Below are 21,403 nucleotides of genomic sequence, written 5' to 3'. Positions count from 1 at the left end.
ACAACCTCCCGCTCGACGCAGCAACCTCCCGCTCATCGCCGACGGACACCGAAACGGGGGTGCGGGCCCGAAGCCCGCACCCCCGTCGTGGTGTCCGTCAGATCAGCTTCGCGAGCGCGAACGCCTGACGGGTGGCGAACACCAGGCGCCGCGGCGCGTAGGCGTCACCGAGAATGTGCACCTCCCGCTCGCCCTCGGCAGCCGGGCCGTCCTTGATGCTCTCGTACAGGCCGGCGTCCCCGATGCCACCGCAGGCGAGCACCACCGAGTCGAAGCCGTCGACCTGGTGCGTGCGGCCGGAGTAGACGTTGCGGGTGACCACCCCGGTCGGGGTGATCTCGACGACGTCCTCCATGAACCGGTACTGCACGCCCTTCTCGTCGAGGCGCCCGAGGATCGCACCGACGATGTAGCGGCCGAGCAGCTGGCCCGCGACCTGAGTCGCGTAGACGATGGTGACGTCGTGACCGCGATCGGTGAGGAAGTCGGCGAGCGACAGCGGCGGCATGTGATCGTCCTGCGCGACGATCAGGACCCGCTTGCCGACCGCGGCGTCGCCGTTCAGGACGTCGCGGATGTCGGCGACGTTGTCGCCGTACACGCCCGGGATGTCCGGGATCCGGCGGGTGGAGCCGGTGGCGACCGCCACCACGTCGAATCCGGCGGCCTCGATCTCCGCCTTCGTCGCCGCGTGCCGGTAGTCGATCTTCACGCCCGCCCGCTCGAGCCGGCGCTGCTGCCAGTCCAGGTACTTCTCGAACATGTCGTACGTGGGCGCGTTGATCGCGGTGCGCAGCTGGCCGCCGAGCACGTCGGACGCCTCCCACAACTCCACGTCGTGGCCCTTCTCCCGGGCCAGGGCCGCGAACTCCATGCCCGCCGGGCCGCCACCGACGACGAGCACGCGCCGGGGGTCGGTTACGGTGGGCCACGGCCCGTCGACCTCGTTGCTGGTGACGGGGTTGACCGCGCAGCCGAACGGCAGGCCCTCGACGTAGCGGCGGCTGATGCACTCGTTGCCGCCGACGCAGGGCCGGATCTCGTCGACGCGGCCGGTGCGGACCTTCTCGATGATCGACGGCTCGGCGATGTGCGCGCGGGCCATGCCGACGACGTCGGCGTCGCCGGCCGCGAGGATCCGTTCGGCGACGTCGGGGTGGTTGATGCGGCCCGTGTGCACGACGGGCAGCGACACCGCCCGCTTGAGCTGCCCGGCGAGATCGCTCCACTGGCCGGCCTCGTAGAAGTGCGGCTGGATGTAGGACGGGTTGCCCCACGGGCTGCCCACCACGCCGTGGAAGTAGTCGACGAGGCCGGTGCTCTCGAGGTACTGCGCGATCTCGATGGCCCCGGTGATGTCGTAGCCGCCCGGGACCTCCTCGCGCAGGTTCAGCCGGATGCCGATGACCATGGACGATCCGATCACGTCGCGGATGGCCCGCAGCACCTCGACCGGGAACCGGCAACGGTTCTCGATCGAGCCGCCGTACTCGTCGTCGCGCTTGTTGGTCAGCGGCGAGAGGAAGTACTCGAGCAGATCGTCGTGGTTCATGTGGAGCTCGACGCCGTCGAGGCGTGCCTTCTGGGCCTGCTCCGCACAGAACTTGTACTGGCCGACGAAGTAGGCGATCTCGTCCCGGTTCAGCTTGTGTGGGACGTTGTTGATCACCGGAGCGCTCAGGACCGACGACGCACCATGCGGCATGCCGCCCTGGTGGACCATCTGCCCCGTCGCCACCGCGCCCTCGGCGTGCAGGGCATCGGAATACGCCTGTACGCGTTCGACGAAGATCGGCAGGCTGTAGTGGCCCTCGACCGTGGCGCCGACGCCGGTGGGCTCGAACCCCGGGATCACTCCGGTGTTCGGAACCCAGGCGCTGAGGCTGTCGAACCACGCGGCTCCGCCCCTCGCCCGGGACACGTAGTAGGCGAGGTTGCGTTCGGCGTCGGCCTCGGACCCGAAGATGTTGCCGATCGCCGAGGCGTGCGGCGGCAGCACCACGCGGTTGCGCAGTTTCATCGGGCCGATCTGGAACGGCGAGAGCAGGTGGGCGTAGGCGGAGTCCGGATCCGCGATCATATTGTTCACTCCTTGTTCGGTCGAGGCCCGAGCGAGCCGCCGCGTCCGTCGCCCGGCATCCTGGTCGAGTCGTGACTGACCGCGATGCGAACGGGACGGACTTCCAGGACGACTCGGTTGGGGCTGTCCAGCAGTCGCTGGAAGGCTGCGGGATCGGTCGGAGCATGACGCTCCGCGAACGCCGCATAGAACCAGCGTTTGGTCTCCGCGTCGGCGTGGACGGCGACGCGGCCGCGGACGGCGAGCATCCGCCTGCCGGGCAGGCCGGTGCCGGCATTCGAGATCACGAGCGTCACACGGGATTCACGCATCGCCGCACGTACGTGCGCGCGGTCCTTCGCGGCGGTGAGCCAGAACCGGTCGTCGTGGTGCAGGTAGCTCATCACCACCCCGGCGGGCCACCCGGCCGCCGTACTGAAGGCGAAGGTACATTCGGTCTGCGCCGCAACGAGTTCGGCGATGCCCTCCTCGTCGACCCGCAGCGTACGCAGATCCTCGTTGTCGTCGATTCCGACGGCCATCGTCACATCACTTCACGTACGCGCCGGCGTCCACCGGGAAGGTGACTCCGGTGACGTACCGTGCCTCGTCGCTGCCGAGGAACAGCACCGCGTTGCTGATGTCGATCGATTCGACCCAGGGCACCGGCAGCGTGTTCAGCGACATGAACCCCGGCATCGCCTTCTCCTGCGACGGCTCCGGATCCCCCGGGGAGAACATGCCGTACGTCCCGGGATTCTGGATCATGATGGTGTCGACGTTCGTCGGGTGGATGGTGTTGACCCGGATGCTGTGGGGACCGAGCTCGTTCGCCATGGTCCGCATGAGCCCGACGATGCCGTGCTTGGCGGCGACGTAGTGGGCGACCTGCTGAATGCCCTTGAGGCCACCGATCGAACTGGTGAACATGATGGACCCACCGCGGCCCTGCTCGATCATCGTGGGGATCGCGACGACCGCGGTGTTGAAGACGCCGGTGAGGTTGACGTCGATCATGTCGCGCCACTGCTCGGCGGTGAGTTCCCACGAGCGGCCGTAGGTGGCGATGCCGGCGTTGGCGACCACGATGTCGACGCCGCCGAGCTGCGCCACCCCGTCGTCGAAGGCGCGCTGCAGCGCCGCGCGGTCCCGGACGTCGGCGCGGTGCGCCACGATCCGCCGGTCGAGGGCCTCGACGAGCCGGACGGTCTCCTTGAGCTCGTCCTCGGTGGCCAGCGGGTAGTACGGGGTCACCGAGTCGATGTTCTCGCAGATGTCGACCGCGATGATGTCGGCGCCCTCCTCGGCGAGCCGCAGCGCGTGGCTGCGACCCTGGCCGCGGGCGGCCCCGGTGATGAACGCGACCTTGCCTTCTACTCGTCCTGCCATGATTGTCGCCCCTCTCGTGAGAATTGGTGTCTAGCGATCGACGGGGAACCGGACGGTCCCGGTGCCTTCGAGAACGCGCGCTCCGCCGAGGACGTCGAGTGTGAGGTCGCAGCGCACCAGGAGGCCGTCGGCTGTCTCCTCCACGTCGGTCACCACGCCCGCGGCCCGCAGCCTGTCACCCTCGAATACGTTGCCGAGGAATCTGAACCGGTATCCGGTGACCCGGTCCACGCCACCGGCCCAGGAGCCGAGCATGGACACGACGTAGGCGATGTTGCTCGGGCCCTGATTGACCGTGCGGTCGCCGAGGCCCAGCGCGCTCGCCGCCTTCCGATCGAAATGGATCGGGTTCGGGTCCCGCATGAGCGCCGAGAGGGTCTTCATCCGGGCCGGATCCACCGCGTCGATGGTGCGCTCGGGAATCTTCTGTCCGACGGTCGGTTTCATGCGTTCTCTCCTCGCCGCGGGAACACGATCGAGTTGGTGGTGGAGGCACAGTGCGCGCCGTCCTCGTCGTGCAGGTCGAGACGGTAGCCGACGATGTCGAAGACGCCGGTGCGCCGGCCCACCTTGCGCGTCGCGGAGACGATCTCGCCCGAGACGCGGTAGGTGGCGCCGACGCGCAGCGGCCGGTGCACCACCGTCTCGGTTTCCCCGGCCATCGGGCCGTCGGCCTCGGTGGCCCCGAACACCGCGAACAACTCGTCCCAGCTCCAGCCCATCGCGCCGGTGGCGACGAGGAACACCAGCACCGGGTGCGCACCGCCGTCGGCGGGGTCGGCGAGCATGCTGTCGAGGACGAGGTGCACCCACCACGGCTCGAGCGTGGCCTGGCCGCCGGGGAAGCGCGTGCCGACCAGTTCGGCGAGTTCGGTCTCGGTCGGCACCCGGCGTCCGGTGTCCACGGTCATCGGGCCGCCGTCGCTTCGAGATACGGCGCCCGCAGGTCCCGCTTCATGATCTTCCCGGTCGGCGCCTTCGGCAGGGCGTCGACGAAGTCGACCGAACGGGGCTTCTGGTAGGAGGCCAGGTTCCGCTTCGCGGTGTCGATGATCTCCTGTTCGGTGGCGGTGTGCCCGGGCTTGAGCACGACGACGGCCTTGACGACCTCGCCCCACTCGTCGTCGGGGATGCCGATGACGGCGCATTCGAGGACTGCGGGATGGGCGCCGATGGCCTCTTCGACCTGGATGCTGTAGATGTTCTCGCCACCGGAGATGATCATGTCCTTGGCCCGGTCGACGATATAGACGTAGTGGTCCTCGTCCCAGACCGCGACGTCGCCGGTCCACATCCAACCGTCGCGCAGGGTCTGCGCGGTCAACTCCGGCTTGTTCCAGTAGCCGAGCATGTTGGCCTCGGAGCGGACCACGATCTCGCCGGGGGTCCTGCCGTCCTTGGGGACCTCGTTGCCGTCGAAGTCGACGACCCGGATCGTGGTGCCGAATCCTTCGCGGCCGCAGGACTTCAGCCGGTGCTCGTTGATGCCGTTGACCGCGTCGAGGTGGTCCTCCTGGGACAGGAACGACATGGTCGTGCCCTCGGTCTGGCCGTATCCCTGGATGAGGGTGCACGGGAACGCCTCGAGCGCGCTGCGCACGATCGCGGACGGCATGGGGCCGCCGCCGTACTGGATGTTGCGCAGGCTCGACAGGTCGTAGGAGTCGAAGTTCTCCACGGCCATCATCCAGTTCAGCATCGTGGTGATGCCGAGGAACGCCGAGACCCGTTCCGACTCGATGATCTCGAGCGCCTGCCTGGCCTCGAAATTGACCAGCACGACCGGACATCCGTGCTTCATGTAGTTCATCGAGAGCACCACCGGGATGTGGTACATCTGGCCGGTGAGCATGTAGACGTCGGTCGGAACGACCCGCTCGGCGACGGTCTGGTTGAGCATGCCGGCGGCCGCGCTGGTGTGCGAGTGCAGCGCGCCCTTGGACTCGCCGGTGGTGCCGCCGGTGTAGAGGATGAAGAACGGGTCGTCTCCCCCGACGCTCGGCGTCCAGATCGGTTCGGCCGGGCTGGAGCTCGCGAGCAGCTCCTCGTACGTCCCGCTTCCGCCCGGGCCGAACTCGAGCCAGTGGTCGACCGTGGTGGATCGACTCAGTTCCTCTGCCACGGAACGGAACTCGGAGGCGGTGATGAGCACCTTCGGGGTGGCGTCGGCGACGAGCCCGAGCAGGGACGGAGTTGCCAGCCGCCAGTTCAGCGGCTGCAGGATCAGTCCCGCTCGGCCGACGGCGAAGAACAGTTCCTGGAACTCGATGCTGTTCTTGGTCAGCACGGCGACGCGGTCGCCCTTCTCCAGGCCGAGTCCGCGCAGTCCGTTCGCCAGGCGCCGGACGCGCTCGTCGAGGTCGGCGAACGTGATGCGGCGATCGTTGGGGACGTCGTACAACGCCATGCGGTTCGGGGTGAGGGCGGCCCACTTGGCGGGGATGAGGCCCTGGTTCATCGTCATGGGTGTCTCCGGATGCGGGAGGGTTCAGTACGGGAGGTCGAGGGCGATGTGCCGCTTGGTGAGCACCCAGTCGCCGCCGCTCCGGGTCCACTCGTCCTCGTACTTGCCCGTGGACAACACCTTCAGCGCACCGTTCTCCGCGGAGGTGATGAGCAGGTAGGACACCGTGCGGACGTTCTTCTCGTCGATCTCGTCGATCAGCAGATTGGTGGTGATGTGCCGCCGCTGGTCGGTCTGCGACTCGTGCGCGCCGCGGAACAGGCCCATGATCTCCTCGCGGCCGTTCAGCGGCCCGATGAGGTCGCCGTCGCCGATCTTCATGGTGAACACGGCGGTTTCGCCGAAGACGCGCTCGACGCCGTCCATGTCGCCGTCGTCGTAGGCGAGCGCGTAGCGGGCGAGGGCGTTTTCGATTTCGTTCCTGAGCGACATTACGACTACTCCTGCCGAGGGGAGGGAAGGAAGGGAGGTGTGATGGCAGTCACTTTATACTAATCATGCGCATTGTCTAGGGGTACGAGGACCCCAGTTTCCGCGCCGAGGGGCGGCGATCGACGCTATTCGAACATCGGGCTAATCGGACACAGTCCAGGTGTCGTGCCCGGTCAACAAGGACTGCAGGGAGTCTCGGCGGTCGAGACCGCCGGTGCGGGCGCTCTCGTTCTGCTCCCGCACCAGGTCGTCGTACGTCGGACGGGCAACGCTGCGGAACACGCCGAACACGGTGTGTTCGAGGTCCTGGTCGGACAGCCGCGACAGCGCGAAGGCGTACTCCGGATCGTCGGCGTGCGCATCGTGCACCACGATCGCACCCGGGTCGGCCGTCGCCGTGTCCACCACGCGCAGTCCGAATCCGTCACGGACGACGCACTTCTGGCCCTCGGCGCCGAACACGATCGGCTCACCGTGGCGCAGCGGGATCACCCGCTGCTCGGCGTCCTCCTTGCGCAGCACGTCGAAGGAGCCGTCGTTGAAGATCGGGCAGTCCTGATAGATCTCGACGAACGAGGTGCCCCGGTGCTCGGCTGCGCGGCGCAGCACGTCGGTCAGACCCTTGCGGTCGGAGTCGAGCGCTCGGGCCGCGAAGGTGGCCTCGGCACCGAGAGCGAGGGACAGCGTGTTGAACGGGTGGTCCACCGAACCCATCGGCGTGGACTTGGTGATCTTCCCGACCTCGGACGTGGGCGAGTACTGCCCCTTCGTCAGGCCGTAGATCCGGTTGTTGAACAACAGGATCGTGAGGTTCACGTTGCGGCGCAGCGCATGGATCAGGTGGTTTCCGCCGATCGAGAGGGCATCGCCGTCACCGGTGACCACCCACACCGACAGGTCGGGCCGGGTGACGGCCAGACCGGTCGCGATCGCCGGCGCACGGCCGTGGATGGAGTGCAGGCCGTAGGTCTCGAGGTAGTACGGGAACCGGCTCGAACAGCCGATGCCCGAGACGAACATCAGGTTCTCGCGCCGCAGGCCGAGTTCGGGCAGGAAGTTGCGGATCGCGGCCAGAATGACGTAGTCACCGCAGCCCGGGCACCAGCGCACCTCCTGGTCGCTCGTGAAGTCCTTGGCCTTCTGCGGGGTGTCGGTCGTCGGGACGAGCGCGGTGGCACTCAAGCCGAGATCGGTGCCCACGCGGCTGATCAACTCGGTCATGCCGATTCCTCCTCGCGGTCCGGCTCCGGACGGTACTCGGCCGCAGCCAGCGCGGCGGTGGTCTTGGCGTGTTCCAGCTCGCGCAGGGTGCCGGCGAGCGCGGCATCGATCGCGTCGACAATCTCGTCGGCGAGGAAGGCCAGGCCCTGAACCTTGGTCACCGGCTGGACGTCGACGAGGTAGCGCGCCCGCAGCACGCTCGTCAGCTGTCCCAGGTTCATCTCGGGCGCGATCACCGTGCGGTACCGGCCGAGTACCTCACCGAGGTTGCGCGGCAACGGGTTCAGGTGCCGCAGGTGCAGGTGGGCGACCGCGGTGCCGCGCCGCCGGGCCCGGCGGCACGCCTCGCCGATCGGCCCGTAGGAACTGCCCCATCCCACGATCAGCAGTTCCGCCTGCCCCGACGGATCGTCGACCTCGGCATCCGGGACCGAGATCCCGTCGATCTTCGCCTGGCGCAGGCGCACCATCAGATCGTGGTTGGCCGGGTCGTAGGAGATGTTGCCGCTGCCGTTCGCCTTCTCGAGGCCACCGATCCGGTGCTCGAGGCCGGGCGTTCCGGGGATCGCCACGGTGCGGGCCAGGGTTTCGCGGTCCCGGGCGTAGGGGCGCAGGGGCGCACCACCGGCGTCCGGGCCCGTCTCGTAGCCCGGCTCGATCGGGGCGAGCTCGTCTACCCGCGGGATCTGCCAGGGTTCGGAGCCGTTGGCGATGGCGCCGTCGGACAGCAGCAGCACCGGGGTCCGGTAGGTCAGGGCGATGTGGGCCGCCTCGACCGCGGTGGCGAAGCAGTCGGCCGGTGAGCGCGGCGCGAGCACCGCGACCGGCGACTCACCGTTGCGCCCGTACAGCGCCTGCAGCAGGTCGGATTGCTCGGTCTTGGTCGGCAGGCCCGTCGACGGTCCGCCGCGCTGCACGTCGATCACCACGAGGGGGATTTCGGTCATCACGGCCAGGCCGATGGCCTCGCTCTTGAGGGCCAGGCCCGGACCGGAGGTGCTGGTGACGCCCAGGGCGCCGCCGATGGAGGCCCCGACTGCCGCGCCGATGGCGGCGATCTCGTCCTCCGCCTGGAAGGTGGTCACGCCGAGGCTGCGGTGCTTGGTCAGCTCGTGCAGGATGTCGGAGGCGGGAGTGATCGGATACGTCCCGAGGAACACCTCGAGCCCGGACAGCTCACCGGCGGCCACCAGGCCGTAGGCCAGGGCGGTGTTGCCGGTGATCTGCCGGTACGTACCGGGCGGCAGGTCCGCCTTGGCCACCTCGAACGTCGTCGCGAACGTCTCCGTGGTCTCGCCGTAGTTCCACCCGGCGTGGAATGCGAGCAGGTTGCCCTGGGCGACCTGCGGCTTCTTGGCGAACTTCGTGCGCAGGAACTCCTCGATCCGCCCCACCGGCCGGTTGTACATCCACGACAGCAGCCCGAGCGCGAACATGTTCTTCGCGCGTTCCCCGTCCTTGCGGCTCAGGCCGGCCGGCTCGACCGCCCCGACCGACAGGCTCGACATCGGCACCTGGTGGATCACGAACTCGTCGAGGCTGCCGTCCTCGAGCGGGCTGGCGGCGTAGCCGACCTTGGACAGGTTGCGCTTGGTGAACTCGTCGGTGTTGACGATGACGGTGCCGCCGCGCGGCAGGTCGCCGATGTTCGCCTTCAGCGCCGCCGGGTTCATCGCGACGAGGACGTCCGGGCGATCACCCGCGGTGAGGATGTCGTGGTCCGCGATCTGGATCTGGAACGACGACACGCCGGGCAGCGTGCCCTGCGGTGCCCGGATCTCGGCGGGGAAGTTCGGCTGCGTCGCGAGGTCGTTGCCGAACGCGGCCGCTTCGGAGGTGAACCGGTCGCCGGTCAGCTGCATGCCGTCGCCCGAGTCGCCCGCGAAGCGGATGACGACTCGCTCCAGCTTGGTGGTGTTCGCGTCCGTTGTCATGGGTGCCTGCCTCTGGTCCGCATTCTGCCCCTACTGGGCTTCCTTCACGAGTTGCTTGGCCAGGGAATCGAAGATCACCTCGGTCGAGCCCTCGTAGATCCGCATGGGACGGGCCTCCCGGTAGAGGCGCTCGAGCTTCCCGCCGCGCACGAGCCCGAAGCGGCCCATGATCTGCACCGAGCGGTCGACGACGCGGGCGGCCGCCTCGGTGGCGCCGACCTTTGCCATCGACGACAGGTGCAGATTGGCGCGTGCGTCGCGGGCCGACGCGGCGGCCGCGCGGTAGGTCAGCGAGCGCGCCATCTCGATGTCGGTCCAGCAGGAGGCGAGGTGCTCGGGCACCGATCCGAGACGCGCGAGGCTGACGCCGAAGCCCTCCCGGGTCTTGGCGTGGGCGACCGCCTCGTCCAGCGCGGCCTGGGCCACGCCGACGGCGGCGCCGGCCACGGACACGCGGAACGTGGCGAGGGTGGCGAGGACGAGCCCGAAGCCCTTGCCCGGTTCCCCGATGCGGTTGCCGACCGGTACCTCGACGTTCTCGAGGATGACGTCGCTGAGCACGTGGGGCGCGATGATCTGGTGCGGGCGCTCGATGCGCAGGCCGGGCGCGTCGGCCGGGACCAGCACGAGGGAGTATCCGTCGCCCTCGCGGGCGAGGATGCTGTAGAAGTCCGCGTCGCCGCCGTTGGTGATGAAGGACTTGTGCCCGTCGACGATCAGCTTGCCGTCGCGCTCGACGACGGTGGTGCTGAGTGCCTTGAGATCGGAGCCGACGTGCGGCTCCGTCAGGCCGAGCGCGGCCACGGCCTCGAGCCGGGCCACCTTGGGCAGCCACTCCGCCTTGAGTTCCTCGGAGCCGCCGACACTGATGCAGTAGCTGCCGATGCCCTGCATCCCGAACATGGAGTCGAGGTGGGCCGACTCGGCGGCGAGGGCCTCGCGCACGATGGTCACCGCGAGCGAGTCGACCTTCTCGAAGCGACCACCGTAGGCAGCCGGCACGACGACCTCGGTGAGCCGGGACGCGGTCAGCCGCTTGCGGACGTCCGGATCGAAGCTGTCCGCCTCGTCGGCGCGCGCAGCGATGTCGGCGCACTCGGCCGCGAGGTCCCGGGCTTCCCGCTGGAGGTCGAGGTACCGCTGCGGCAGGGCGAACAGGTCCTGCTGGTCGTCACTCACCTTGTACTCCGTTCTGGCGATGCGTCCGATCCACCGGGTGCGACACGGCGGTGTGACTCGGCGCGGTCTCGGCCATTGTCGTGAACTGGATCACTATCCGCTAATCTATGATCACAATAGCAAGGAATTGGGTACCGTCAACCAGGACCAGTGGAGGAACTCGATGACCGATTCAACAACCGGCCGGACCCGCCCGGGGTTCGACCCCGTCCGCGCGTTCGATCTGACCGACCGCACGGCGATCGTCACCGGCGGCAGCCGGGGCCTCGGCCGCGCCATGGCGTTCGGGCTGGCTCGCGCCGGCTGCGACGTCGTCATCGCCAGCCGTGACCTGGCCTCCTGCCAGGCCACCGCCGACGAGATCACCGAGGAGACGGGACGCAAGACGCTTGCGCATTCGTTCCACGTCGGACGATGGGAATCGATCGAGGAACTCGTCGAGGCGGCCTACGGTCACTTCGGGAAGATCGACGTGCTGATCAACAACGCGGGCATGTCCCCGCTGTACGACAGTCTCGACACCGTCAGCGAAACGCTGTTCGACAAAGTGATCGGGGTGAACCTCAAGGGCCCGTTCCGGCTCGCGGCACTCGTCGGAACCCGCATGGCGCAGGGCGACGGCGGATCCATTATCAACATTTCCAGCGCCGGGTCCGTGCACCCCAGGCCGGACATCCTTCCCTACGCCGCCGCCAAGGCCGGACTCAACGCCGTTACGATCGGCATGGCGCACGCGTTCGGTCCCACGGTGCGCAGCAACGCAATCATGGCCGGCACCTTCCTCACGGACGTGAGCAACTCGTGGGACATGGAGGCGTTCTCCCAGCGGGCGCAGCGCTTCGCCGCCAAGCGCGGCGGACAGCCCGACGAGATCGTCGGCGCCGCCCTCTACCTCGCGAGCGACGCCTCGAGTTTCACGACCGGCTCCATCGTCACCGTCGACGGCGGCCACCCCTGATCCACCCGGAAGGACACGACATGACCACCGCCACCACCGCCGTCACGCAGCAGCGCTTCCAGCTCGCCTACGGCGACTGCGACGCCGTCGGGATCTCGTACTTCGCCATCAACTACCCGTGGATGGAACGCACGTACAGCGTCTGGCTGCACTCGTTCGGCCTCGACAGCCACACGTTGCTCGACACCGTCGGCGTCTACACCGTGGGCCTGAAGTCGGAGTGCCAGTACATCACCAGCTGCGAGGTGTTCGACGAGCTGACCTGCACGGTCGTCCTCGACCACCTCGGCACCACCTCGTACGCGCTGGGATTCGACTTCGAGCGCGGCGACGAACTCGTCGCTCACGGCAAGATCACGTTCGCCGTGCGCGGCGCCGACGGAAACAAGGCCCCGATCCCGGAGCGGCTGCTCGCCGCCCTCCGGACGCTGGAGCCGCCGAAGACGACGCAACCGTAGTTCCCGCGCGAGTTCCCGCGCGCGAAGGGGGCGTCCACTCCACCGAGTGGACGCCCCCTTCGGCATCTTCGGCGTGCGCGAAATCCATTGACAATTACCAAATTCCGCATACAGTCGTCAGCATCGGTGATCTGGATCACTTCGACTCCGATCCCGAACCGTCCGCGGAGGCGCTCGCCCCTGAGCGACGCAACTCCCGCTCGACCGTCGATTCGACGATCCGCAGAGGCCCGAGCGACCGCAGGAGAGCCCCCGTCCCATCCCAGCCGATGCGCGAGCATCGACGGCGGCTTTCCTCGGGACGGACCTGTCGACCGGCGCGGGAGCAGCCCGCCCCGGAATCACGAAAGCGAATGGACATGGGAACCAACGAAAAGAAGGTCGTACAGAACTGGCTCGCCGCCGTCCGCGGCGATTCGGAGGGGGTGGGAGACGCGTTCACCCGCTACTTCCATCCCGATGCCACCTGGACCCTCATCGGATCCACTCCCATCTCGGGCACCTACAAGGGTCTCGAGTCCATCCAGAACGACTTTCTCGGCGCGAACTTCCGCGGCGAGGAGCGCGAAGGCCCGTCCGTGCAGGGCCTGAGCCAGGAGTACGGCATCAAGCCACTCGAGGTCGAGGACGTCCTCTCGCTGGAGGACGGGCGCGTCGTCGTATTCTGCCGCTCGGATGGCATGGGCCGCAACGGGGTTCCGTACAAGAACCAGTACTGCTGGATCGTCACCGTCCGCGACGACAAGATCGCGGCCATGCTCGAGTTCTGCGACACCGCCCTGATCGAGCAGGCGCAGTTCGACAAGATGATCGTCCCCCGGGGTACCACCACTCCCGTCTACGAACACTGATCCGCCACATTTCCCTCGACGCAAGGAGCAATCATGGCCAAGCAGGGACGACTCACCCGGGAGAAATTCGGCTACACGATGCGGGTGGACGAGCCGCTCTACCCGAAGCCGCCCGTCTACTATCGCGACATGGAGACCATCACGGTCGCCTACGAGACCGACGAGAACGCCGCGCTCGACCTCCTTCCGGAGGCAGCGGGTTTCGAACTCACTCTCCCGGCAACCGTCCGCATCGTCATCGCCAAGATGCCGTTCACCACGTTCGGTGCGTACGAGGAGGCTTACCAGTTCCTCGACTGCACGTGGGAGGGCGAGCCGTGCATCTATCCCGTCCGCATCCTGCTCAACCAGGAGTCGGCACTCGCCGCCGGCCGTGAGATCTGGGGCAACCCCAAGAAGTTCGGCCACATCGAGTGGCAGCAGGAAAGCGAGGTCATGCAGGGAATCGTGGAACGTCCCAAGGGAAGCCGCATCTGCACCGTACAGATGAAGCCGGAGCGTCCGGTCGACCTCGAGCCCTACGACATGAAGCCGATGGGCCTCCGGGTCATCCCGAATCCCGAGGGTGGGGACCCGTCGCTCGCGGATCTGGTGCTCAACTCCTGCCGTGTGACCCCGAAGCAAGCATGGTCCGGGCGCGGCTCGATCTCGTTCGGTGTGGAATCCGAACTCGATCCATGGCACACCCTGCCGATCAAACGGATCACAGACGCCCTCTACGTCCGCTCGGACATGGACGTCGCGCCGACAGCGAAGGTCGTCAAACGGTTCTTCTAACCCGCTGCGGGTCCAGCATGTGCAGCCGACTCGGATCGGACGACGAGTACGACGCGGCGCTCGCCGACTACCGCCGGCGTGGCAGCACCCTCGAGCTGGACGGCAGATTCGGTGCGGGCGCCCACTCCTCACGAGTGGGCGCCCGTTCCCGTCGAGAACTCGTTTCACCAATATGCGTTGACATCATTCGAATCGTATTTATAGTTATCAGCACCTAGTGATCCGGATCACTGTCCACCTCCGGCCCCAGACCCTCGGCGGAGCGGCACGACCCCGACCGGTGCTCCGGCACCGATCCTGCTCGACCCTCGATTCGACGATCAGGAGATCCCAGAGTGACCGCAGTCGATCCCCGCCCCATCGCCCCCGACATCCTCTCCCCCGAGTTCCTCGACAACCCGTACCCGCTCCACCGCGTGTTGCGCGACCACTACCCGGCCCTGCACCACGAGGGCACGGACAGCTACCTGATCAGCAGGTTCGCCGACTGCGCCGAGGCCTTCCGCAGCCCGAAGTTCTCCAGCCGCAACTACGAATGGCAGCTCGAGCCCATCCACGGCCGCACGATCCTGCAGATGGAAGGGCGCGAGCACTCCACGCACCGCGCGCTGCTCAACCCGTTCTTCCGCGGCAACGGACTCGAACGCTTCATGCCGGCCATCACCCACAATGCCGCCCAGCTGATCGGCGACATCGTCGCGCGCAACGCCGGCGAGCTGCTCGGCGCGGTGGCCCGGCAGGGCGAGGCCGAACTCGTCTCCCAGTTCACCAGCCGATTCCCCATCAACGTGATGGTCGACATGCTGGGCCTGCCCAAGAGCGATCACGAGCGGTTCCGCGGCTGGTACTTCTCGATCATGGCCTATCTCAACAACCTGGCCGGAGACCCCGAGATCAACGCCGCCGCCGAACGCACCCATGTCGAGCTGCGCGAGTACATGCTGCCGATCATCCGCGAACGACGCTCGGGCGACGGCGACGATCTGCTCTCGCGCCTGTGCCGCGCGGAGGTCGACGGCGAGCAGATGTCCGACGAGGAGATCAAGGCCTTCGTCAGTCTGCTCCTCGTCGCCGGTGGCGAGACGACGGACAAAGCCATCGCCAGCATGATTCGCAATCTGATCGACCATCCCGAGCAGATGCGGGCCGTGCGCGAGGACCGCACCCTCGCCGACCGCGTCATCGCCGAGACGCTGCGGTATTCCGGACCCGTCCACATGATCATGCGCCAGACCGAGGACGAGGTGCAGATCGAGGACTCGACCATCCCCGCAGGGGCGACGTGCATCATGATGCTCGCGGCCGCCAACCGCGACGAGCGCCACTTCTCGAATCCGGACGAGTTCGACATCTTCCGAACCGACCTCAACGTCGACCGAGCATTCAGTGGTGCGGCCAACCACGTGCAGTTCATCCTCGGCCGCCACTTCTGCGTGGGCTCTATGCTCGCGAAGACGGAGATGACCATCGCGCTGAACCTCGTGCTCGACACGATGGACTCGATCGAGTACCAGGACGGCTTCGTACCGCGCGAGGAGGGCCTCTACACCCGCAGCATCCCCGAACTGCGCGTGAAGTTCGAACCGACCGGGAAGCTCGGCTGACAGCCGCGACAGCCGGCCGTCCGCGCATGCGATCGCGTACGCGGACGGCCGGCACTGCCGCGTCGGCGAAAGACGGCACTGCCGCGTCGGCGAAAGACGTTACTGCAGCGTGTAGTCCGTCAGTACCCGGCGACCGGGCGTGAAGGTGGCCGGGATGCGCTGGTAGCCGGTGTTCACGCCCTGTCGCGGGTACGGCTGCAGCGCCGCGAGGTCGACGTCGTAGTCCGGCATCCGTTCGAGCACCTGGCTGATCAGAGCGTGCGACATGTACCGGCCGAGGTGCGAACCGGCGCAGCGGTGCACACCGATGCCGAAGGCGGTGTGCCGGTTGGGCCACCGTTCGATGTCGATCTCGTCGGGCTTGTCGAACAGTTCCGAATCGCGATTGGCGGAGGCCCACGACAGCAGCACCCGGTCGCCCTTCTGCATGGGGCAGCCGTGGAACTCGACGTCGTGCGTCACGGTGCGGGCGAGCGCCTGGGTCGGCGAGAAGTACCGCAGGAACTCCTCGATGGCGTGATCGAGGAGATCGGGGTGGTCGATGAGACGCTGCCGCACGTCCTTGTGGCGGCTGAGCCAGACCAGCGAGTTGCTCACCAGGGACGCGGTGGTGCCGACGCCGCCGGAGATGAGCAGGTCGACGATCGCGAACACGTCGTGATCGTTCATCGGGCTGCCGTCGACCTCCTGCTGGACGAGGTAGCTGATGATGTCGTCCTTCGGATCCCGTCGCCGTTCGGTGATGGTCTGCTCGATGCGTCCGGCCAGGTACGGGAAGTCGACGTCGACCGCGCGGGTGTGCTCGGGGGTGCCCGGAATTCCCGCGAGCACCTGGAAGTGGGCGTTGGAGTAGCGGCGCCACTCCGAGACGTCGAGTCCGAGCCACTCCACCGTGACGATCGAGGGCACTCCGATGACCGACGTCAGGTCGCACTCACCGCTCTCGATCACGCTGTCGATGAAGCCCGCGACGTGCCGGTCGATGGTGGGCTTCATCTTCTCGACGGCGGCCGGCGCGCTGACCGGGTTGACGATCCTGCGGTACTTGCGGAACTCCGGGGGATCGAGCTCGATCGGAATATGGTCGTGATGCGGGGTTTTCGGGATCACCACGGACAGCCCGTCGCCGCCGTACTCGCTGCGCGCCGAGGAGAACGTCTCGTCGTCGCGGGCGGCGTCGAAGACCGAACTGTAGTCGGAGAGCACCCAGTAACCGTCGTGAGCAGGAGTCCAGCCGATCTTGACGGTTTCGCGGATCTTCCGGTACGACTCGGCCGGGTCGGCCGAGTGCTCGGGCGAATTGTGGTCGAAGTGGACGACCGGACAGCGAGCGGGGCTTTCCATCGTGCGTTCCTTCCGAGACGGGATTCGTTGGCGGCGAATCGGGTTCTAGGCCTTGGCGAGCAATCCGGCGTCGATGGGCAGGACCACGCCGGTCACGTACCGGGCCTCGTCGGAGGCCAGCCAGACCAGGGCATTGCTGATGTCGACGGCCTCGACCCAGGGGACGTCGAGTTCGTTGCGCCGGCGGCAGTGGTCGACGATGTCGGCCTGCGTGGGCGACTCGAGGTCCGGACGGTAGATGCGGTACATGGCGTCGTTCTCGATCATGTCCGTCCGGACGGTGCCGGGGTTGAGGGTGTTGACCCGGATGCCGTGTTCCCCCAGCTCGTTGGAGAGGGTGCGCATGAGGCTGACGACCCCGCCCTTGCTGGCCGCGTAGTGCCCGAGGTTGCGGCTCGCCCGGATCGCCGCGACCGAGCTGGTGAGCACGATCGCGCCGCCGGTGCCCTGCTCGATCATGTGTGGGACGACCGCCCGCACGGTGTGGAAGACCCCGGTGAGGTTGACGTCGATGACGTTCTGCCACTCCTCGTCGCTGAGGTGCCAGGTGGGGGTGAAGCTCACGATGCCGGCGTTGGCGCTGACGATGTCGATGCGCCCGAACTCGTCGACGGCGTCGGAGACGAGCAGGTCGAGGGCCGCCTGGTCGCGCACGTCGACGACGCGGGACAGGCAGCGACGGCCCGCGGCCTCGACGAGGCGTCCGGTCTCGGCGAGGTCGTCGGGGGTGGCGAGCGGGTAGGCGACCGTGTCGATGTCCTTGCAGGAGTCGAGGATCACGACGTCGGCGCCTTCCTCCGCGAGGCGGACGGCATTCGAACGTCCCTGCCCCCGTGCGGCGCCCGTGACCAGCGCGACCTTCCCGGTTACTCGACCCATTTCCCATCTCCTCTTCCGCTCAGACTGTGACGAAGAGCACCTTAATGCTTATCATCATTATTAACTAGCGGAGATGCAAGGTCCGAAAGTCCCGTTCACGGGATACGTACTTCCTCGGGAGCACACATGGAGCCATCGATGTCCGTCCGGCCCGGCACGCCGGAACGGGCCGACCCCACTGCTTCGATGCAGCATCTGCCCGGCGGCACCTTCCTGATGGGATCGAACCACTTCTACCCGGAGGAACAACCTGTCCACCGAGTCACCGTCGACGGATTCTGGATGGACATCCACCCCGTGACCGTCGCGGACTTCCGAAAGTTCGTCGACGCGACGGGGCATGTGACGACCGCAGAGATCGCCCCCGATCCGGCCGAGTTCCCGGAGGCTCCCGCCGACCTGCTCGTGCCGGGATCGCTCGTCTTCGATCCACCGGACCATCCGGTGCCGCTCGACGACTTCACCCGATGGTGGTCGTGGATTCCGGGAGCGAACTGGCGGCATCCGGAGGGACCCGGCAGCACGAGCGACGATCGGGACGACCATCCGGTCACGCACGTCTCCCACGACGACGCACTCGCGTACGCGAAGTGGGCCGGCAAGGACCTCCCGACGGAGGCGGAATGGGAGTTCGCGGCGCGCGGGGGTCAGGAGGGTAGGCACTTCGTCTGGGGCGACGAGGATCCTCCGCCGGGTGGTCCGCGAGCCAATGTGTGGCAGGGCGAGTTCCCCTGGCAGAACCTGGAGGAGGACGGGTACTACCGGACCTCCCCGGTACACGCCTTCCCTTCCAATCCGTACGGGCTGCGGGACATGGCGGGCAATGTCTGGGAGTGGACCGTCGACGACTTCACCGGCGACCATGCCAGCGGGGGAAAGAACGTGGCACCGGCGTCGGCGTGCTGCATACCCCGGAACCCCAGGATCGTCGTGGCCGAGCAACCCGTCGACGCGCCCCGGCCACGACGAGTGATCAAGGGCGGCTCCCACCTCTGCGCACCCAACTACTGCCTGCGCTACCGCCCGGCTGCCCGACAGGGACAGAGCGAGGATACGTCGACCGGACACATCGGTTTCCGATGTGTGATGCGGACGAGCTGACGGCATGCGAAAGCCCCCGGCGCAGTCCGCACGGACACCGGCCGGGGGCATCGCACTGTCTGCTCACGCCGCGCGGTCGCTCGAACCACCTGCGTCGGCGTCGGTGATCGTGTCGGTCACGAGTGATCGGGTTGCCATCGCAGAAGGGCGCTCTCGAGGCGGGTCATCCCGGCATTGATCAGGCCCGCTACCACAGCCAGGACGATCAGTACCGCGTACATCTCTGCGGTCTGGAACAACCCGGCGTATTTCTGCAGCAGCTGCCCCACCCCGCTCCGGGACGCAATCAGCTCCGCCGTCACCACGCCGAGGATCGAGTAGATCAGTCCCAGACGCAGGCCGCCGAAGATCGACGGGACTGCCACCGGTACGAGCACCTTGGTGAACATCTGGCGGCGTGTGGCACCCAGAGTACGGGCGAGGACAGCGACGTCGACGTCCACCGATCGCACGCCGGCTCGGGCCGCGCTGATCACCATGAACACCACGATGGAAAACGCCAGGGCGATCTTCGAGCTGATACTCAGGCCGAAGGCCACCACGAACACCGGGGCGAGCGCGATCCGGGGCATCGCGTTGATCGCATCGAGGAACGGCGCAACGACCTTCTCCACCGACGGCAGCAGTGCCAGACCGATGCCGATCACGACGCCCACGAGGGAGGCCAGCACGAAGGCGAGCACCGCCGCGATCATCGTGTCGGCGAGATTGAGCCAGAGTTCACTGCCGGTGACCGCGCTCACGAGGGCATGCCAGACCTCGACGGGACTGCTCGACACCGTGCGATCGATCAGTTGCAGGCTCACCACGAGCTGCCACAGCCCGATCAGTGCCGCAGCAAAACCCACCCTCATGGCGAGCAAGGTGAGCGGGTGCCGCCCGATCCGAGCCTTCCGGGTGCCGGCAGCGGGAGTAGTGTTCGACGAACGTGACCGGCCGGTGACGCCGGGACCGGCGCTTCGGGGACTTTCCACTGCTGTAGTCATTTTCGACCCTTTCCCGGCGGCTCGCGATGCGCGGTCCGCCGGAATCGTTCGGAGGTGTTACGCGGGGACCTGCTCGGGGTTCTCCGCCGGCGCGTGCAGCGCGTCGACGAGTTCCTTGTAGATGCGCCGGTATGTCGGATCGAGGGTGATCTCGTCGACGTCGCGCGGCCTGGGGATGTCGACGATGTGCTCCGCGGCGATCCTTCCTTCGGCGAGCAGGACGATCCGATCCGCCATGAGGATCGCCTCCGTGAGGTCGTGCGTGACGAACACGACGTTCTTGCGGTCACCGGCCCACAGGTCCAGGAACTTGCGCTGGACGTCACCGCGGGTCTGGGCGTCGAGCGCTGCGAACGGCTCGTCCATGAGCAGCAACTTCGGATCCAGTGCCCATGTCCGTGCCAGCGCCACACGCTGACGCATCCCTTGGGACAGCTGCCACGGATACAGACCGGCACTGGCCCGCAGGCCCACGAGATCGAGGTACTGCAGGGCACGTTCACGCCGCTGTCTGCGCGGCATCTCAGGATGGCGGATCTCCAAGCCGAACTGCACGTTCCGGACTGCCGAACGCCACGGGAGCAGAGCGTCCCGGGCGAACATGTAGGCGACGTCGTCGCGTGCCTCGGCCGGCGTGCGGCCGAGGATGCCGACTCGCCCCGTGAAGTTCCGTATCAGGCCGGCAAGCAAATTCAGGATGGTGGTCTTGCCGCAGCCGCTCCGTCCGACGAGGACGAGAAACTCTCCGTCGTGCACTTCGAGGGAAACACCGTCGAGAACCCGGTTCACTTCGCCCGTGCCGTGCCGATCGAACTCGACGGTCACGGCGTCGAGTTCGACTGCCCCATCGCTACTGTAGTCGTTCGGTCCCACTGCTCATCACTCCCTCTCTCGGCCACCGGCTACTTGACGTGTGCACCCGCATCGACAGGCAGCGCGACACCGGTGACGTAACGCGCCTCGTCACTTGCGAGGTAGAGCACGGCACTGCTGATGTCGGCGCTCTCCACCCACGGGACGGGCAGGGTGTTCAACGACATGAATCCCGGCATCGCCTTCTCCTGGGTAGGTTCCGGGTCGTCCGGCACGAACATGCCGTAGGTGCCGGGATTCTGGATCATGATCGTTGCGACGTTGGTCGGGTGGATGGTGTTGACCCGGACCCGGTAGGGGCCCAGTTCGTTCGCCATGGTCCGCATGAGCCCGACGATGCCGTGCTTCGCCGCGACATAGTGTCCGACCTGCTGGATTCCTTTCAGGCCACCGATCGAACTGGTGAACATGATCGACCCACCGCGTCCCGCCTCGATCATGGTCGGGATCGCTACCTTCGCAGTGTGGTATACCCCGGTGAGATTGACGTCGATCATGTCCCGCCACTGGTCCGCCGTCAGCTCCCAGGACCGGCCGTACGTGGCGATTCCCGCATTCGCGACGACGATGTCGATCCGTCCGAGTTCCGCGACGCCGGCGTCGAATGCTGCCTGCAGGCCGTCCAGGTCCCGGACGTCGGCCGTGCGTGCGACGATGCGTCGTCCGAGCGCTTCGACCTGCCGCACCGTCTCCTTCAGCTCGGCCTCGGTGGCGAGCGGATAGTAGGGCGTCACGGTGTCGATGTCCGCACAGATGTCGACTGCGATGATGTCGGCACCTTCCTCCGCCAACCGCACGGCGTGGCTACGTCCCTGTCCCCGTGCCGCACCGGTGACGAAGGCGACCTTGCCCTCGACTCGTCCTGTCATGTCGTTGCTCCTCACGTGATGCTGG

21 protein-coding genes are annotated in these 21,403 nt (G+C 67.3%); 6 read left to right on the top strand and 15 right to left on the bottom strand.

Going from position 1 to position 21,403, the window contains the following annotated elements; genetic code table 11:
• Positions 1-97: 97 nt before the first annotated feature.
• The 10 genes from AIIKEEIJ_RS23775 to AIIKEEIJ_RS23730 form a co-directional block, all read right to left on the bottom strand.
• Entirely contained in the window at positions 98-2,080 is a 1,983-nt protein-coding gene (locus AIIKEEIJ_RS23775; RefSeq protein WP_161996709.1) for an oxidoreductase, read from the bottom strand.
• Between the two features lie 5 nt (positions 2,081-2,085).
• The gene (locus AIIKEEIJ_RS23770) at positions 2,086-2,601 is read right to left on the bottom strand and encodes a pyridoxamine 5'-phosphate oxidase family protein (RefSeq protein WP_161996708.1); all 516 of its coding nucleotides are present in this window, start codon (positions 2,599-2,601) and stop codon (positions 2,086-2,088) included.
• A gap of 7 nt (positions 2,602-2,608) precedes the next feature.
• Complete coding sequence (locus AIIKEEIJ_RS23765; RefSeq protein ID WP_006934097.1) at positions 2,609-3,448, bottom strand: mycofactocin-coupled SDR family oxidoreductase; 840 nt, start codon at positions 3,446-3,448, stop codon at positions 2,609-2,611.
• A gap of 30 nt (positions 3,449-3,478) precedes the next feature.
• Positions 3,479-3,895 carry a MaoC family dehydratase gene (locus AIIKEEIJ_RS23760; RefSeq protein WP_161996707.1) on the bottom strand — a complete coding sequence of 139 codons (417 nt, stop codon included), beginning with the start codon at positions 3,893-3,895 and terminating at the stop codon, positions 3,479-3,481.
• Positions 3,892-4,359, bottom strand: a complete 468-nt coding sequence (locus AIIKEEIJ_RS23755) for a hypothetical protein (protein ID WP_043802042.1) — start codon at positions 4,357-4,359, stop codon at positions 3,892-3,894. The genes AIIKEEIJ_RS23760 and AIIKEEIJ_RS23755 overlap by 4 nt, the downstream gene beginning before the upstream one ends.
• A complete protein-coding gene (locus AIIKEEIJ_RS23750; protein WP_161996706.1) occupies positions 4,356-5,912 on the bottom strand; it encodes an AMP-binding protein in 1,557 nt (518 codons plus the stop codon). Before AIIKEEIJ_RS23750 ends, AIIKEEIJ_RS23755 begins: the two co-directional genes overlap by 4 nt.
• A gap of 24 nt (positions 5,913-5,936) precedes the next feature.
• On the bottom strand, positions 5,937-6,344 hold the full coding sequence (locus AIIKEEIJ_RS23745; protein ID WP_006934104.1) for a nuclear transport factor 2 family protein: 408 nt from the start codon (positions 6,342-6,344) through the stop codon (positions 5,937-5,939).
• Between the two features lie 141 nt (positions 6,345-6,485).
• Entirely contained in the window at positions 6,486-7,565 is a 1,080-nt protein-coding gene (locus tag AIIKEEIJ_RS23740) for a 2-oxoacid:ferredoxin oxidoreductase subunit beta (RefSeq protein WP_043802038.1), read from the bottom strand.
• The gene (locus AIIKEEIJ_RS23735; protein WP_029546545.1) at positions 7,562-9,499 is read right to left on the bottom strand and encodes a 2-oxoacid:acceptor oxidoreductase subunit alpha; all 1,938 of its coding nucleotides are present in this window, start codon (positions 9,497-9,499) and stop codon (positions 7,562-7,564) included. Before AIIKEEIJ_RS23735 ends, AIIKEEIJ_RS23740 begins: the two co-directional genes overlap by 4 nt.
• Before the next feature lie 30 nt (positions 9,500-9,529).
• Positions 9,530-10,678 (bottom strand): acyl-CoA dehydrogenase family protein, encoded by a 1,149-nt coding sequence (locus tag AIIKEEIJ_RS23730; RefSeq protein ID WP_082120290.1) that lies wholly within the window; start codon positions 10,676-10,678, stop codon positions 9,530-9,532.
• A 163-nt stretch (positions 10,679-10,841) separates the two neighbouring features.
• Between AIIKEEIJ_RS23730 and AIIKEEIJ_RS23725 the strand changes: the two genes are divergently transcribed.
• From AIIKEEIJ_RS23725 to AIIKEEIJ_RS23705, 5 genes are all read left to right on the top strand, one after another.
• Positions 10,842-11,636, top strand: a complete 795-nt coding sequence (locus AIIKEEIJ_RS23725) for an SDR family NAD(P)-dependent oxidoreductase (RefSeq protein ID WP_029546546.1) — start codon at positions 10,842-10,844, stop codon at positions 11,634-11,636.
• 20 nt (positions 11,637-11,656) lie between these two features.
• Positions 11,657-12,094: an acyl-CoA thioesterase gene (locus AIIKEEIJ_RS23720; protein ID WP_006934119.1), complete on the top strand. Its 438-nt coding sequence runs from the start codon at positions 11,657-11,659 to the stop codon at positions 12,092-12,094.
• 359 nt (positions 12,095-12,453) lie between these two features.
• Positions 12,454-12,945, top strand: coding sequence for a nuclear transport factor 2 family protein (locus AIIKEEIJ_RS23715; protein ID WP_144415056.1), 492 nt, complete (start codon positions 12,454-12,456; stop codon positions 12,943-12,945).
• A gap of 33 nt (positions 12,946-12,978) precedes the next feature.
• Complete coding sequence (locus AIIKEEIJ_RS23710; protein WP_161996705.1) at positions 12,979-13,722, top strand: acetoacetate decarboxylase family protein; 744 nt, start codon at positions 12,979-12,981, stop codon at positions 13,720-13,722.
• Positions 13,723-14,057: 335 nt separating this feature from the next.
• Positions 14,058-15,326 carry a cytochrome P450 gene (locus AIIKEEIJ_RS23705; protein WP_006941606.1) on the top strand — a complete coding sequence of 423 codons (1,269 nt, stop codon included), beginning with the start codon at positions 14,058-14,060 and terminating at the stop codon, positions 15,324-15,326.
• A gap of 99 nt (positions 15,327-15,425) precedes the next feature.
• On the opposite strand, the gene AIIKEEIJ_RS23700 is transcribed toward AIIKEEIJ_RS23705, so the two are convergent.
• Both AIIKEEIJ_RS23700 and AIIKEEIJ_RS23695 read right to left on the bottom strand, forming a co-directional pair.
• A complete protein-coding gene (locus tag AIIKEEIJ_RS23700) occupies positions 15,426-16,670 on the bottom strand; it encodes a cytochrome P450 (RefSeq protein WP_161996704.1) in 1,245 nt (414 codons plus the stop codon).
• Between the two features lie 45 nt (positions 16,671-16,715).
• Positions 16,716-17,549 (bottom strand): mycofactocin-coupled SDR family oxidoreductase, encoded by an 834-nt coding sequence (locus tag AIIKEEIJ_RS23695; RefSeq protein ID WP_161996703.1) that lies wholly within the window; start codon positions 17,547-17,549, stop codon positions 16,716-16,718.
• Positions 17,550-17,687: 138 nt separating this feature from the next.
• Here AIIKEEIJ_RS23695 and AIIKEEIJ_RS23690 point away from each other — a divergent pair, with 138 nt between their 5' ends.
• On the top strand, positions 17,688-18,650 hold the full coding sequence (locus tag AIIKEEIJ_RS23690) for an SUMF1/EgtB/PvdO family nonheme iron enzyme (protein WP_238406551.1): 963 nt from the start codon (positions 17,688-17,690) through the stop codon (positions 18,648-18,650).
• A 116-nt stretch (positions 18,651-18,766) separates the two neighbouring features.
• Here AIIKEEIJ_RS23690 and AIIKEEIJ_RS23685 read toward each other — a convergent pair whose 3' ends face one another.
• The 3 genes from AIIKEEIJ_RS23685 to AIIKEEIJ_RS23675 all read right to left on the bottom strand — a co-directional run bounded on the left by AIIKEEIJ_RS23685 (position 18,767) and on the right by AIIKEEIJ_RS23675 (position 21,378).
• A complete protein-coding gene (locus tag AIIKEEIJ_RS23685) occupies positions 18,767-19,504 on the bottom strand; it encodes an ABC transporter permease subunit (protein ID WP_161996701.1) in 738 nt (245 codons plus the stop codon).
• 189 nt (positions 19,505-19,693) lie between these two features.
• Positions 19,694-20,509 carry an ATP-binding cassette domain-containing protein gene (locus AIIKEEIJ_RS23680; protein ID WP_161996700.1) on the bottom strand — a complete coding sequence of 272 codons (816 nt, stop codon included), beginning with the start codon at positions 20,507-20,509 and terminating at the stop codon, positions 19,694-19,696.
• Positions 20,510-20,538: 29 nt separating this feature from the next.
• Positions 20,539-21,378: a mycofactocin-coupled SDR family oxidoreductase gene (locus AIIKEEIJ_RS23675; RefSeq protein ID WP_003938451.1), complete on the bottom strand. Its 840-nt coding sequence runs from the start codon at positions 21,376-21,378 to the stop codon at positions 20,539-20,541.
• Positions 21,379-21,403: the final 25 nt, after the last annotated feature.

The sequence above is a fragment of the Rhodococcus sp. YH1 genome (assembly GCF_009939605.1).
Taxonomy (GTDB): domain Bacteria; phylum Actinomycetota; class Actinomycetes; order Mycobacteriales; family Mycobacteriaceae; genus Rhodococcus; species Rhodococcus aetherivorans.
The sequence above is the reverse complement of the archived record's forward strand: the minus strand, read 5'-3'. Positions and strand labels throughout refer to the sequence as shown.